Origin of the sequence: Bacillus chungangensis (assembly GCF_030812995.1) — a bacterium.
GTDB lineage: Bacteria > Bacillota > Bacilli > Bacillales > Bacillaceae_C > Bacillus_CF > Bacillus_CF chungangensis.
The window spans coordinates 69352-84575 of record NZ_JAUSTT010000013.1; the positions used below are offsets into that span (position 1 = coordinate 69352).

Sequence of the window (15224 nt, forward strand, 5' to 3'; positions counted from 1 at the left end):
GAAAGTCAAATGTCCGATTGGTTCAACTAACCATCAGTGGGGGATGAGAGAAAACCCCCACTGATGGAAGTTTCACTTTATCGAAATGCAGTGACAGTAACTGAATCTGTCGCGTCATCGAAACGAATATGAGTGTTCACATGATAAGCATCTTTTAATAGCTGTTTCGTCAAGACATGTTCAGGATTTCCAAATTGCAGCATTTGACCATCTTTTATTAACATTAATTTATTACAGTACCGGGCAGCCAAATTCAAATCATGCAGCACTGCAATAATTGTGGCGCCTTGATTTCTACGTTTTTGCAGCAGTTCTAATATATGGAGCTGAAAATGAATATCTAAAGCTGATATTGGTTCATCCAGCAGCATAATGGGTGTTTCTTGCGCCAATGCTTTTGCAAGAAAAATGAGCTGCCGTTGTCCTCCTGATAAATTCAATATTGATTGGTCCGCTAAATGCAAGGAATTTGTTTCCTGTAAAGCGAGTTCAGCACAACGAATATCTTCTTTTGTTTCCGTTGCAAAACGCGACGTATGCACATGTCTGCCCATTAAGACAATTTCTCTTGCTCTAAAATGAAAATTGACCTTTGTCTCTTGTGGAACATAGCTCATTAATGCTGCTCTTTCTTTCGTTTTATAGGTATGAAGCTCGTTTCCAGCTACTGTAACAGTGCCTTTTGTTATTCTTTGCAAGCCAGCAAGTGTTCTTAATAAAGTTGATTTTCCACTCCCATTTGGGCCTATCAATCCGATAAGATCTCCTTTATCGATATTGGCATGAATATCGGTAAGAATTGGTTTTTTTTCAATGGCTACCTGTAGCCCGCTTGTATGTATGATGCTCATGTTGCATTCATCCCCTTGTTTGTTCGCAATATAAGCATGATAAATAACGGTGCTCCAATGATGGCACAGATAACACCAACTTGCAGAACAATTGGCTGTATGATTAACCTGGAAATCAGGTCTGCTAGAATTAAGAAAATTGCTCCGCCGATCGCGCTGATAGGGAGTAATAAACGATGATCAGGTCCAATGATAAAGCGCATGATATGAGGAACGATGAGACCGACAAAACCGATAATCCCACTTACTGCTACAGCTGATCCTGTTATGAAGGAGGCTAGAATTAAAACGATATACCTAGTCGCTTTTACATTGACTCCAGAGCTGCTCGCTTGTTCATCACCGAGCAGCATCATATTTAAATCACGTCCAAACAAGCATAAAATGATGCAGCCAATGAGAATAGGGAAAAAAATAAGTGTTACATGACCCCATGTTCGTGCTTCTAATCCGCCTTGCAGCCAGTAAACAATACTTCGCAACTCTTGTTCATTTTTGGATGCTGCTATCATGATGTTCATGAGGGCTGAAAAAAATGAATTGATCCCAATCCCTAATAAGAGAAGCGTGACAATGTTTCTTTGGCTATTTATGCTCCAAATAGACAACACAACTAAGATAGCAACAAGCGCCCCTAAAAACGCGGCTCCCGGTAAAAACCAACTGCTTATTTTCGTCCAGCCAAAAAAGATGGCACAGACTGCACCTAATGCTCCACCACTAGATACACCGACATAGCCCGGCTCTACTAGTGGATTTCGAAATAAACCTTGCATAGCGGCTCCAGATACGCCAAGTGCGGCTCCTACAAGTGCCGCAACCAGAACACGAGGGAGGCGAACTTCAGTGATGACAATTGTCGGCTGCTCGTTATGCATTATGCCTAGAGAAATACGCAATTTATTCAACAATATTCCAACGGTTTCACTAAATGGAATGTTAATAGGTCCGAGTGAGACCGCTAAAATTATTGCCAAAAATAAAAAAATGACCGACAAAATAGCAACCATACTTAATCGCCATGTTTGTACATTCGTCATTGCGATTCTTTTTGTTGTTTTTTTATTAACGAGCAAATCTTCTTCTCCTTTCTTTTAGTTAAAATTGTTTCTTTAGGTGAAATTTATTTACCATAGTTAAAATAGTAGTGTCTAGTAAAATGAAAGTCAATCAATTTCGTTTATACATTTGTTTCAGCAGTATTTTTAGCTCAAGTTTAAAGATAAACTGCTTAAAAATTGGACGTATAGAAATGAAAGTATTTTTATCTTTTTGTGCGCTTGATTGGGAGTTTATTAAAAAAGCAGCATCCTCTCGCATAAGTGATAGAGGATGCTTTTTTATAAAATGAAGGCTCTAATAATAAGAGCTTTATATGACTGCATTTGCCAACGTAATTTTAACAGAGGAAAGCTGGTAGCAGTTATTTCGAAGCTGATTCAAATCAATGACTTGACGAGCGATCCCTGTTTCCATTGCAGCAGAAGCTACTGCGGCTGCTACTTCCGGAGCAACTCGTGCATCAAAGGGAGAAGGAATAATGTAGTCTTCCTTCATCTCATAAGTGTTTACTAATGAAGCAATCGCTTTGGCAGCGGCAATTTTCATTTCTTTATTAATATCAGTTGCTCTTACATCTAAAGCCCCTCTAAAAATGCCGGGAAATGCCAATACGTTGTTAATTTGATTTGAGAAATCAGATCGTCCTGTTCCAATGATCCGTGCCCCTGCTTTTTTTGCTTCATTTGGATGTATTTCAGGATTTGGATTTGCCAATGCAAAAACGATTGGATCATGCTTCATTTTTTGTACCATTGCTTTTGTTAATGCTCCTTCAACGGAGACGCCAATGAATACATCTGCATCAACTATTGCGTCCTCCAATGTACCTGCTTTCTGTGCTGGATTCGTGATAGAAGCAATTTCATCCTTGATGGCATTCATGCCATCACCGCGATCTTGATAAATGATGCCTTTCGTATCACAAACAAGCATATGCTGAACTTTAAAATCCAATAACATCTTTGTAATTGCAATTCCTGCTGCCCCGGCACCGTTGATGACAATTTTTATCGTGGAAAAATCTTTTCCTGTTATTTTTAAGGCATTTATTAGTGCTGCTGTTGTGACAATGGCAGTGCCATGCTGATCATCATGGAAAACGGGAATGTCAAGCGCTTGCTTTAAATGTTTTTCAATGATAAAACAATTTGGCGCTTTAATATCCTCTAGGTTGATGCCGCCATAAGAAGATTGAACGAGCTTAACAGTTTCAATCACTTTTTCAGCATTAGCCGTATCAATACAGAGTGGAACAGCATCGACTCCTGCGAAATGTTTAAAAAGAATCGCCTTTCCTTCCATTACAGGCAAAGCTGCATCTGCTCCAATATTTCCTAACCCTAAAACCGCCGTACCGTCAGTTACAACTGCCACTGTGTTGGCTTTCATCGTATATTGATAAAGATGCTCTTTGTTCTGCTGGATTTCTTTGCAAGGTTCAGCTACGCCGGGAGAATAGACAAGACTTAAATCCTTCATATTCTTCACTGCCACTTTTGATTTTGAGGAGAGTTTCCCCTGATGCATCCGATGAATTTGCAACGCTTCTTCACGCAATATTTACATCCTCCTTCATTATCTGTATTAATACAAAATAATAAAATATAGACTATTATATAACAGATGATATAGAAAATGCAATCATACGTTTAGACTGAATAAAAATAAGGTTTGTCCATATTGGTACAATAATTTTAAAATTTGAATTATTGTTGACGGTAGAAATACCTAAGTGATAACATATTCGATATCTTCATACCTTTTTTAAAGTAGGTGAACCAGGAATCATGAACCAAAAAAGTATAAATATACAACTAGGGGGTTAGGTAGAAAAGCGTTAAAATAGGAAAAAAGAGTGATCGTTAGTCATACGAATGATTTAGGGAGGAAACAGGCATGATGAAATGGAAGAAAAGCGCAATTACAATACTTGGAGCAGCACTGTTTCTAGCAGGCTGTGGAACTAGTTCAAAACAAACAAAAGAAACAGGGGATTCAACTGGAGATAAAGAAATTTTTAACATCGGAATTACGCAAATAAGCGAGCATCCATCTTTGGATTCTGCCCAAGAAGGGTTTAAAAAGGCATTGGAGGATGCTGGTTTAGAAGTTAACTATGATATTCAAAATGCACAAGACGATAATAGTGCAAATGATACGATAGCCACAAATTTAGTTCATTCGAAAGTGGATCTTATATTTGCCAATTCGACACCAAGTGCTCAAGCATCTTTAAGTAAAACAACAGACATTCCGATTATCTTTACATCTGTTACCGATGCAGTAGCAGCTGAGCTCGTGCAATCAATGGAGAAGCCAGGAGGAAATGTTACAGGGACAATTGATATGCATCCTGAAGCAATTCAGAATACATTGAAATTTATGAAAGAAGAACTAGGAGCAGCTACTATTGGGACAATTTACAACGCAGGTGAACAAAATTCGCGGGCACAAGTGGACAATGTGAAGAAAATACTGGACAACCTTGGCTTAAAGTTAGAGGAAGCCTCTGTTGCAACGACGGCAGATGTCAAACAAGCCGCGGAATCACTCATCGGTAAAGTCGATGCTTTTTATATTGTGACTGATAATACTGTTATCAAAGCAATTGAATCGGTTGTGTCAGTTGCAGATGAGAAAAAACTTCCATTGTTAACTGCTGAACTTGATTCCCTTGATCGCGGTGCATTTGCAGCATTCGGGTTTGATTATTACGATATCGGTTATGAAGCAGGTGAAATAGCAGTGCAAGTATTAAAAGGGGAAAAGAAACCGTCTGAGATACCTGTGCAGCCGCCACAGCAATTAAAATTGAAAATGAACAAAAAAACTGCAGAAACAATCGGTGTCAAAATAAAGCCTGAATGGGAAGCAGAGCTTGTTGAATAATAAGGAGATGATTCGATATGTTTACAGTTATATTTGGGTCGATTGAACTCGGAATCATCTATGCCATTATGGCTTTAGGGGTTTACTTATCTTTTCGCGTACTTGATTTCCCTGACTTAACAGTTGATGGCAGCTTTGTTACCGGAGCTGCTGTTGCTGCAACAATGATCTTTTTAGGATATGATCCGCTTATCGCAACTTCCTTAGCGCTCGTAAGTGGATTTTTGGCAGGCTGTATGACAGGATTTTTGCATACAAAAGGAAAAATCAATCCGCTGCTCTCAGGGATTTTGATGATGATTGCCTTATATTCTATTAACTTGCGCATTATGGGCGTCACTTCTGATTCTGTAGGAAGACCTAATATTCCACTTATCAATACGGAAACACTATTTTCAAAGTTTACGAGTTTTTGGTCTTCACTGGGAATCGATGCCTGGATTAATGGAATTGCGGAAAAAATCGGTATTCAAGATGTACCTGCTACATGGGGAATTGTTATAGTAGTAGCGTTAATCACTTTTATGATTAAGCTGATAACGGATCGCTTTTTACAAACAGAAGTTGGCTTGGCCATCCGTGCGACTGGGGATAACAAACGAATGATCCGCAGCTTTTCTGCAAATACAGACTTACTCATCATTTTAGGACTTGGGATTTCCAATGCTTTTGTCGCTTTATCCGGAGCTTTAATTGCACAGTATTCGAAATTTGCTGATGTAAGCATGGGTATCGGGATGATTATTATCGGTCTCGCTTCGGTTATTATCGGCGAAGCAATCTTTGGAACAAAAACAATGATGCGTACAACGCTAGCCGTCATTGGCGGGGCTATTATTTATCGTATTATACTTGGGATGGCGCTAAGGATGAAAGTGCTTGATACTGGCGACATGAAATTGATTACAGCGTTGATCGTCATATTGGCACTTGTTCTGCCAAAAGTTTTAGAAAACCAAAAAGAAAAGCGTAGAAAAAAGCGGCGTTATGCTGAACGGATGGCAAATGTTGATGTTGCGGTAAAAAAGGAGGGAAATTAAGTGCTGAAACTTGCCCATATAAGTAAAGTATTTAATGAGGCTACTCCTGATGAAAAAATTGCGATTGATCATATTGATCTCACTTTAAAAGAAGGGGATTTTGTCACCGTGATCGGCAGTAATGGTGCAGGAAAGTCAACGTTAATGAACATTATTTCTGGTGTTCAATTTCCAGATGCAGGGACTGTTCATATTGAAGGGAAAGATGTCACAAAACTGCCAGAATATAAGCGTTCCACGATGATTGGCAGGGTGTTTCAAGATCCAATGGCAGGCACTGCACCGACGATGACGATTGAAGAAAACTTAGCAATCGCTTATTCACGGAATAAAAAACGAAGTCTGCGTAATGGCGTTAATAGGAATCGACGTGCTTTTTTTAAAGAAGCTTTAGCTGCCTTGCATCTCGGTCTTGAAAATCGTTTAACGGCAAAGGCTGGCTTGTTATCAGGCGGTGAGCGGCAGGCACTTTCACTATTAATGGCCACTTTCACAGAACCGTCAATTTTGTTGCTTGATGAGCACACAGCTGCACTGGACCCTTCGCGAGCTGAACTGATCACGAATTTAACGAAGGAAATAGTAGAGAAGCATAGACTAACGACGTTAATGGTGACGCATAACATGCAGCAGGCATTAGATCTTGGAAATCGCCTTGTAATGATGGATAAAGGACAAATCATTTTGGAAGTAGATGAAGAAGAGAAGCAGCATTTAACGATTGAAAAATTAATGGAAGAATTTCAGCGCATACGCGGCAAACAAATGGCCAATGATCGAGCGCTTCTTAGTTTTTGAACTCTCAAGGGTTTCCATGAAGAAGTCGACACGATATGATATACTAGAAAAGTAAAGTCATCTTTTTATAGGCTTTTTGGGAGCTGACTCCCGGATGCAAGTGTCGTATTTTACGAGTTCACTTACGGAGGTGTTCACTTTGGTGAAGGCAGTGATTTTTGATTTTGATGGCACAATGATCGATACAGAAGCATTATGGTTTGAACAAACGAAATTGCTATTGAAAGAACAATATGATATCGATCTGCCATTAGAAGTGTTCGCACGTATAATCGGTACAACGAATGAAGAATTGATTCGTTACATTATGGATAAAACGAATGGACTTTTTCAGCAGGAATCTTTCCAACAGATACTGCTTGAAAGGGTTGAGCAGCAGCTCAATCATTTACCTCTTCGTTCCGGATTTTTACCTTTTTTTACACAGGTAAAGACGTTTGGCTGTAAAATCGGCCTGGCAACTAGCTCTAATCTCGCATGGATAGAGCCTTTCTTAAGACGTTTTGACCTATATCATGATTTTGATGTGATATGCACGAGCGATGATGTAGAAAAAGTAAAGCCTGACCCAGCTCTCTATCAGAAAGCTATACAAACCCTTGAGATAGAACCCAATGAAGCAATCGCAGTTGAGGATTCTGTCAATGGTTCACTGGCTGCGTTAAGAGCAGGACTTCATTGTGTCGTCGTACCTAATGTCGTCACAAAGCAGATGTCATTTTCAGACAAGGTCTTACTATATGATGGTTATGAAAAAATGAACATGCATGAGCTGCAAAAATGCTTGTTAACGATGACCTCATGATGCAGGGGAGCAGGCAATTGAAATGCAGCGATATGCTTAAATAAGAAGCAATTACTCGCTTTTATAATGGACACACGTGAAATGTAAATTTCTTCACGATGTGTCTTTTTTTATTTTATTAAAAATGCCAAGGGGAATATAGTTTAATAAAATCATTTATATCTTGAAAAAATAAATCTGGATATCAAACAATACTTGTAGATAAAGTTAAACTTGTTGGATCATTATTTAACAGTATTGGGATGTGAACATTTTTCACATCCCAATTCCGTATTTCATTATAGTGAAATATGGACATAAAAAAGGTTCTGCTCTTGTAAAGATGAGCAGAAATTCCTTCTTGGGCAAAGCATATTTTTTTAATCTATCCTGGTATAGCCTATATTTCTTTAAAAAATAGTATTCAAAATAAAGTAAATGATTGCTGCGAATCCAGCAGAAATTGGAAGGGTGATGACCCATGTCATCAACATTCTTTGTGCAGTATCCCACTTAACGCCTTTCACACGATGTGATGCACCTACTCCTAATATAGAGGAAGAGATCACGTGTGTAGTACTAACAGGCAGATGAAGAAACGTTGCACCAAAAATAATCATTGCCGAGTTAATGTCTGCTGCAACACCATTCACAGGACGGATTTTCATAATTTTCCCACCAACAGTTTTAATAATTTTCCAGCCGCCAATAGATGTCCCTAAGCCCATTGCAAGTGCGCAGGAAAATTGAACCCAAAAAGGAATGTCAGTAGATGTATGATAATTATTTGCAATCAACGCCATCGTAATAATTCCCATCGCTTTTTGCGCATCATTTGTTCCATGTGTATAAGCTTGTAAAGCAGCAGTGAAAATCTGGATAATACGAAAGTGCTTATTGGTCTTCGCCAAGTTAAAGTTTTTAAACACGATTTTAAAGATGCTGTAAATGATATAACCTAATACAAACGCTATGATCGGCGAAAAGATGAGTGCTTGTACAATCTTTAGAAAACCGCTGAAATTAAGCGCAGAAAGACCAGCTGCCATCAATGCCGCGCCAGCGATTGAACCGATAATAGCATGTGACGAACTGCTTGGAATTCCATAATACCATGTGATTAAATTCCATGCGATAGCCGAAAGAAGCGCGGCTAAAATAACGAGCGGGCCATTTTCTAGTGTAAAAGGATCAACAATATCTTTTGTAATTGTTTGTGCGACCCCAGTAAATGTCATGGCACCGACAAAGTTCATGATTGCAGCCAATAGAATAGCGTGCCGAGGCTTTAAAGCCTTCGTAGATACAGAGGTTGCAATTGCGTTGGCAGTGTCATGAAATCCATTGATAAAATCAAAGGCTAAAGCGCAAACGACAATAAGTATAGTTAATAAAAGAACACCATCCATTTGTAAACTCCTTATGCGTTTTTCATGACGATACTTTCTAGTGTATTAGCTACATTTTGACAATGATCTGCAATATCTTCTAAATTTTCGTATACTTCTTTTATTTTAATCAAACGAATTGGATCTTTCTCAACCGCAAATAATTCTTTAATGGATTGACGTAAAATATCATCACATGTTGATTCGTAATCTTTGATTTTAATGGCTAATGGTCGAATTTCCGGTAGTTTTTTACTAAAAAGCAATTCGACAGCTTTTTCAATTTCAATCGTACATTGGTGAATAGCATCAACAAATTGTATCATAAAGTCATCTGCTTTCGTAATAGAATACATCTCAAAAATAGCAGCACAACTTTCTAAACCATCAAGGACATCATCCATAATCATCGCAAGAGCTAAAATATCTTCACGTTCAATCGGTGTAATAAAAGCATTATTTAGCTCCATAATCGTTTCGTGGACATAAGAATCGCCTTTTGTTTCAAATTCCTTCATCTTTTCAGAGAAAACTTTTAAGTCTTCCGTATTATTTAGTTTAAAATTGACAAAAAAATCTGCACCTTCCTTTAGATTAACAGCAATATTTTCTAACAAAATCGCGAATTTGTCCTTTTTATTTTTAAATACCATCAAAAGAACCTCCTCATATAATGGAAAAAACTAAAAAAGGATGATCAAAAGGTTGATGTAGTCCACGGCAAAAAATAGAGAAGAAGTCCTTGACACACGGATTATAAATGAAAAATTATTTCTCTTTTATGCTGTAGACAACAAAATCACCAAACGTTCTTATTTTAGCTGAAAAACGAAGAAAATGAAAGGATCGTTCAAATCTTTCTTTATACAATCTTAACAAAAATGTGAACAAAGTCACAAATAATCAATGTTAGTAAAGGTTATTTATTTGTTACAATAAGTATAGTACAACTTTATCCCACATCAAACTGGCAGAAGAGAAGCGGTGGGGGGTATCTGACATTCAAATGTCCAATTAGTACTTATATACAGGCTAAAGAAATTTTTTGAATCAGCAGCGCACGAAGGAAAAAAAATTTTTTCGTGGGCGTTTGTGACTTTCACTTTATTTTTCTTTGTTAAGCAAACATATATACTGTCTAAAAATACAAGAAAGGATGATAAAAATGTCATCAAGCCTACAGACAAAGTTGACATTACATAATGGTGTGGAAATCCCATATATCGGTCTTGGGGTATATAAAATGGAAGATAAAGCGGAGACAGAGGCTGCAGTGCAAGAAGCGCTGAAGATTGGGTACCGCTCAATTGATACTGCAAGTTTTTATCAAAATGAAGATAGTGTTGGGAATGCAATCAAAAATGCTAGTATTAAACGAGAGGATATATTTGTAACAACAAAAGTTTGGAATAGTGAGCAAGGATATGATGAGACATTGGCTGCCTTTGACAGTTCGCTTAAGAAACTGCAAATGGATTATATCGATCTATATTTGGTGCATTGGCCTGTAAAGGAAAAATATTTAGACACTTGGCGTGCTCTCGAACGTCTTTATAATGAAGGAGTTGTTAGGGCGATTGGTGTCAGCAACTTTCATATCCACCATTTAGAAACGTTATTTGCAAAAGCAAATGAGAAGCCTGTTCTTAATCAAGTAGAGCTTCATCCACTTCTTAGTCAAGTTCCATTAAGAGCATTTTGCACCGAACATCAAATCGCGGTGGAGGCATGGTCGCCGCTGGCAAGAGGTCGCATCTTAAAAGAGTCAATATTAAATGATATTGCTAAAAAGCATGGGAAGACACCTGCCCAAGTTATTCTGCGTTGGCATTTGCAACATCATATTATTGTAATTCCGAAATCCGTTCGTGCCGAACGTATTCAAGAAAATGCCGATTTGTTTGACTTTTCATTGTCAAAAGAAGAAATGAAGCAAATAGATGCACTTAATAAGGATGAAAGATACGGTAAAGATCCGGATTATATTGATTTTTAGTCAGTGAACATATTTAACGATTAAGCTCCAGCTTCATTCTGAAGAGGGGGCTTATTATATTTGTTTGAACAAAGGGGATATTATGATCAAATATAAGTGTAAGGAAGCCGGATGATATTGTATGTTTATGAGAAAAACCTTTTTAAGCTTTTTATGCGTCATGATTTCGCTATTCGCTTTTCATTTCGTTCAAATGGATACGGTAGAATGCAATGTTCATGCACAAAAAATCGTACCATTGTATGGCCAAATGGGGAATAATCACCTTGAAAGACGAAAGAGAAATACCCAAATAGCCAAAATATTGATTACCTCTATATTGGAAGAGAGGAAAAATTATCTATTTCCATTGAAAAATTCAAGTTAAGGTTAAGAGAGGATAACAGAGAATTCTCTGTTTTTGTTTATATAGAATTTATTACAAAAACGGAGGAGATTGTTTATATTACTTTTAGAGAATCTTGATTATTGCCACATTCATCCTAAGAAACAAAGATGTTGACGAAACGACAAGAACAATATACAATATATCTCGAAGTCGAGATAATCATTTCCGAGACTTTTATTTATCCTATCTTTGTATGGAAACATAGCAGCGTGAGAAAAATAATGGAAAGTCATATCATATAGGAGGAAAGCCATGATAAATATATATCGTGCTAAGGAACGTTTTTTCATGGATAGAGGCTGGCTGCAAAGTCATTTTAGTTTTTCCTTTGCTGAGTATTATGATGCAAACAATCTTCAATTTGGTCCACTTCGAGTGTTGAATGATGACTACATAGCACCAGGTCGAGGTTTTGGGAAACACCCTCATGAAGAAATGGAAATTGTCAGTATCGTATTGAAAGGGCAATTAAAACATGAGGATAGCACAGGGGAGTCAGCAACGACTACATTTGGAGAGATTCAAAGAATGTCTGCTGGAACAGGTGTCTTTCATTCAGAAGTAAATCCATCAGCACATGAGGAAGTCAACCTTTTGCAAATGTGGTTTTTGCCAGATACACCTCGTTTAACTCCGTCATATGAAAAATCAACGTTTGGCGTTGAAGCACTGCATAATCAGTTATTGCCTGTTGTATCAAAGGAGCATGCTGGGGAAAAGGTAGCTGCTATTCATCAGGATTTGACTATTTATTTGGGCGATTTAGAACCAGAAATGACGATCGATTTTCAGCAGCATCCGGATAGAAAGATTTTCTTTTTCGTTATCGAAGGAGAAGTGGTGCTAAATAATAAAGAATTATTGCAAAGACGAGATGCTGCACGCATGACTAATATAACAGACTTAAGGATAAAAGCTGCAAAGAAGAGCAGAATGATGTTAATTGACTTGCCCTCATGACCTCGCTGAATGAATGACAATGTGCTGGGATAAGTAGATAGGAAAAGGAAATGTAAATCAGTAAAACACACATGTTTTTTCAGGAGCTTATTCCAAGTTCTCTTACAGTAGCAGAAAAAAAGGCTCCAGGGACGATCGTGTCATCAAAAGACTAGAAATAAGGAGAGATAAAGATGTCAAATGTCAAATTAGCCATTGTATACTATAGTTCTACAGGTACAAATTATCAACTTGCAAAATGGGCAGAAGCAGCGGGGAAAGAAGCTGGAGCAGAAGTAAAAGTATTAAAAGTGCAAGAGTTAGCTTCACCTGAGATTATTGAAACAAATCCTGCTTGGAAAAAACACGTTGATGAAACAACAGATGTTCCAACTGCAACACCAGATGATTTAGCGTGGGCAGATGCGGTAATCTTTAGTGTACCGACCCGTTTTGGAAATATTCCTTCACAAATGAAGCAATTTCTTGATATAACAGGTGGTGTTTGGTCTCAAGGCAAGCTTGTGAATAAAGTTGTCAGTGCAATGGCTTCCGCTGGAAATGCACATGGCGGACAAGAGCAAACGATCCATGCTCTTTACACTTCTGTTATGCATTGGGGAGCCTTAATCGCAGCTCCTGGGTATACAGACGATTCCATCTATGCAGCAGGAGGAAATCCTTATGGTACAAGTGTTACCGTTGGCGAAGACGGCAACATGATTGAGGATGTTGAAGCAGCAGTTAAACATCAAGCAAAACGCACCGTTCAAATTGCAGGATGGGTAAAAGCTGGCAATTAAAAAGAGTAGATCAGTTTCACATTTGTGAAGCTGATCTTTTTTGGCTTTTTTAGAAAGATTCCCTTTCGGTTTTTAGATTCGGTTAACTTGATCGAGTGATGAAAGGATGAGCAGGCGGGTTATTACCAGATTTATTGATTTATAAGCAGAAACGAGCAAGTTACTTAAGATACGAATGAGGAGAGATCCAACGATGGTTTTCAAATTAAACAATTCCTATATAAATACTTGACATTTGATTTATAACTGGATAAGATGGTTAGAAATTACAATCTTGTTTCGCTGACTAGACAAACTAGAGGCGACTTTAACGGTTTTATCGTTAAAGTCGCCTTTTTAGTTTTCAATATTAGTGAAGAAAGGAGGGGGCTTACGTTGGCAAAGCTAACGTATGAATCATGGCTGGAGCCTGAGCGTGACTTTGAGATACTTAATGAGACAAAAGGTGCTTTAGAGGTGCTGCACTGGGCATACGAAACTTATGATGATGATTTAGTGTATGCTTGCAGCTTTGGAGTTGAAGGAATTGTCATGATTGATCTCATTTCAAAAGTAAATGAGCAAGCGAAGGTTGTATTTCTTGATACAGGTCTTCATTTTGCAGAAACATATGAACTTATTGAAAAAGTACGTCGTCTATATCCTAAATTGATGATCATTATGAAAAAACCAGCATTGTCTGTTGAAGAGCAGGCAAAGGAACGTGGCGCAGCACTTTGGGAAAGACAGCCAGATGCATGTTGTCAGATTAGAAAAGTTATTCCGCTCCAAGAGATTTTAAACAACGCAGCAGCATGGTTGTCTGGACTGCGCCGAGAGCAATCGATCACAAGAAGCAATACTCATTTCATTAATAAAGACGAGACATTTCGCTCGATAAAAATATGTCCACTTATTCATTGGACGTGGAAAGATATATGGCGCTACGTTCACGAACATCAATTGCCTTATAACCCCCTGCATGATCAAGGCTTCCCAAGCATAGGCTGCAAACCGTGTACGAATCCGACAGCTGACAAAACAGATTTACGTGCTGGACGCTGGGCTCATCATGCAAAAACGGAATGTGGATTACATCAGAAAAGGTAGAACGGCCCTGTTTTAGCAAATATGATGAAAAAATGATGGAGGTATTTGTTATGGGATTAAGTCAACCGCATGGAGGAACTTTAATCAATCGTTGGAACCCAAATGTTCCCTATCAATCAATCACAAAAGCGATTGAATTAGATGACATAGCTTTAAGTGATCTTGAGCTCATTGGAACTGGGGCATACAGTCCTTTAACCGGATTCCTTTGTAAAGAGGACTATGAGTCTGTCTTACACAATATGAGATTAACGACAGGTGAACCGTGGACAATACCAATCACCCTCCCAGCAACAGAAACTGAAGCAAAATCATTCTCTATAGGCGATCAAATAAAACTTATACAAAATGGAGTCGTATATGGAGTAATGGATGTTGCGGATATATTTGTAGTTGATAAGGATAAAGAAGCGAAGTACGTATATAAAACAACAGATATACAGCATCCAGGTGTTAGAAAGTTAGCTGAGCGGCCGAATATTTTTGTTGGAGGGTCTATTACCCTTGTTCGACGACTACAAAACGAGTATTCCACCTACTATTTTGATCCAATCGATACTCGAAAAAAATTTCAGCAGCGTGGCTGGAAAACGGTTGTCGGTTTTCAAACAAGAAATCCAATTCATCGTGCACATGAATACATTCAAAAGACAGCACTTGAAACAGTGGACGGTTTATTTTTGCATCCGCTTGTCGGAGAAACAAAAAAAGATGATATTCCACCAGATGTAAGACTAGAAAGCTATGAAGTTTTACTTCAAAACTACTATAAGCAGGAGCATGTGTTTTTAGGCGTTTTTCTAGCAGCGATGCGCTATGCTGGTCCAAGAGAGGCTGTTTTTCATGCAATGGTAAGAAAAAACTATGGGTGTACTCATTTTATCGTTGGACGTGATCATGCAGGCGTCGGCAATTATTACGGTACATATGATGCCCAGAAGATTTTTGATCATTTTACACATGAAGAGCTAGGCATTGTTTTATTATTTTTTGAACATAGTTTTTATTGCAAGCAATGTGAAAATATGGCGACCTCCAAAACATGTCCTCACGATCTAGAACATCATGTGATCTTATCGGGGACAAAAGTAAGAGAATTGCTGCGAAAGGGCGGCCGCCCGCCAAAAACATTTAGCCGTCCTGAGGTCATTAGTGTACTAATCAACGGATTAAAAAAAGAGGTGAAAACCTCTTAAA

General features: G+C 38.2%; 15 protein-coding genes. 10 read left to right on the top strand and 5 right to left on the bottom strand.

Going from position 1 to position 15224, the window contains the following annotated elements:
• Nucleotides 1–77: 77 nt before the first annotated feature.
• The 3 genes from J2S08_RS11790 to J2S08_RS11800 form a co-directional block, all read right to left on the bottom strand.
• Nucleotides 78–851, bottom strand: coding sequence for an ABC transporter ATP-binding protein (locus tag J2S08_RS11790; RefSeq protein ID WP_307229709.1), 774 nt, complete (start codon nt 849–851; stop codon nt 78–80).
• Nucleotides 848–1927: a FecCD family ABC transporter permease gene (locus J2S08_RS11795; RefSeq protein ID WP_307229710.1), complete on the bottom strand. Its 1080-nt coding sequence runs from the start codon at nt 1925–1927 to the stop codon at nt 848–850. The genes J2S08_RS11790 and J2S08_RS11795 overlap by 4 nt, the downstream gene beginning before the upstream one ends.
• A 295-nt stretch (nt 1928–2222) precedes the next feature.
• Nucleotides 2223–3440 carry an NAD(P)-dependent malic enzyme gene (locus J2S08_RS11800; protein WP_307229826.1) on the bottom strand — a complete coding sequence of 406 codons (1218 nt, stop codon included), beginning with the start codon at nt 3438–3440 and terminating at the stop codon, nt 2223–2225.
• A gap of 372 nt (nt 3441–3812) precedes the next feature.
• Between J2S08_RS11800 and J2S08_RS11805 the strand changes: the two genes are divergently transcribed.
• From J2S08_RS11805 to J2S08_RS11820, 4 genes are all read left to right on the top strand, one after another.
• Nucleotides 3813–4802: an ABC transporter substrate-binding protein gene (locus J2S08_RS11805; RefSeq protein WP_307229828.1), complete on the top strand. Its 990-nt coding sequence runs from the start codon at nt 3813–3815 to the stop codon at nt 4800–4802.
• Between the two features lie 17 nt (nt 4803–4819).
• Nucleotides 4820–5842, top strand: coding sequence for an ABC transporter permease (locus J2S08_RS11810; RefSeq protein WP_307229712.1), 1023 nt, complete (start codon nt 4820–4822; stop codon nt 5840–5842).
• Entirely contained in the window at nt 5843–6640 is a 798-nt protein-coding gene (locus J2S08_RS11815; protein WP_307229714.1) for an ABC transporter ATP-binding protein, read from the top strand.
• A gap of 142 nt (nt 6641–6782) precedes the next feature.
• Nucleotides 6783–7445 (top strand): HAD family hydrolase, encoded by a 663-nt coding sequence (locus J2S08_RS11820; protein WP_307229716.1) that lies wholly within the window; start codon nt 6783–6785, stop codon nt 7443–7445.
• A gap of 389 nt (nt 7446–7834) precedes the next feature.
• Here the strand turns inward: J2S08_RS11820 and J2S08_RS11825 are convergent, their stop codons facing one another.
• Together J2S08_RS11825 and J2S08_RS11830 are read right to left on the bottom strand one after the other, a co-directional pair.
• Nucleotides 7835–8833 (bottom strand): inorganic phosphate transporter, encoded by a 999-nt coding sequence (locus J2S08_RS11825; RefSeq protein ID WP_307229718.1) that lies wholly within the window; start codon nt 8831–8833, stop codon nt 7835–7837.
• Nucleotides 8834–8844: 11 nt separating this feature from the next.
• Nucleotides 8845–9465 carry a DUF47 domain-containing protein gene (locus J2S08_RS11830; protein ID WP_307229720.1) on the bottom strand — a complete coding sequence of 207 codons (621 nt, stop codon included), beginning with the start codon at nt 9463–9465 and terminating at the stop codon, nt 8845–8847.
• A gap of 512 nt (nt 9466–9977) precedes the next feature.
• Between J2S08_RS11830 and J2S08_RS11835 the strand changes: the two genes are divergently transcribed.
• The 6 genes from J2S08_RS11835 (at nt 9978) to sat (ending at nt 15223) form a co-directional block, all read left to right on the top strand.
• Nucleotides 9978–10808, top strand: a complete 831-nt coding sequence (locus tag J2S08_RS11835; protein WP_307229722.1) for an aldo/keto reductase — start codon at nt 9978–9980, stop codon at nt 10806–10808.
• A 318-nt stretch (nt 10809–11126) separates the two neighbouring features.
• Entirely contained in the window at nt 11127–11273 is a 147-nt protein-coding gene (locus J2S08_RS22535) for a DUF3889 domain-containing protein (protein ID WP_370875677.1), read from the top strand.
• Between the two features lie 175 nt (nt 11274–11448).
• Complete coding sequence (locus J2S08_RS11840; protein ID WP_307229724.1) at nt 11449–12156, top strand: pirin family protein; 708 nt, start codon at nt 11449–11451, stop codon at nt 12154–12156.
• 173 nt (nt 12157–12329) lie between these two features.
• Entirely contained in the window at nt 12330–12938 is a 609-nt protein-coding gene (gene wrbA / locus J2S08_RS11845; RefSeq protein WP_307229727.1) for an NAD(P)H:quinone oxidoreductase, read from the top strand.
• 375 nt (nt 12939–13313) lie between these two features.
• Nucleotides 13314–14027, top strand: a complete 714-nt coding sequence (locus J2S08_RS11850) for a phosphoadenylyl-sulfate reductase (RefSeq protein ID WP_307229729.1) — start codon at nt 13314–13316, stop codon at nt 14025–14027.
• A gap of 50 nt (nt 14028–14077) precedes the next feature.
• Complete coding sequence (gene sat, locus J2S08_RS11855) at nt 14078–15223, top strand: sulfate adenylyltransferase (RefSeq protein WP_307229731.1); 1146 nt, start codon at nt 14078–14080, stop codon at nt 15221–15223.
• The last annotated feature ends 1 nt before the right edge of the window (nt 15224 follow it).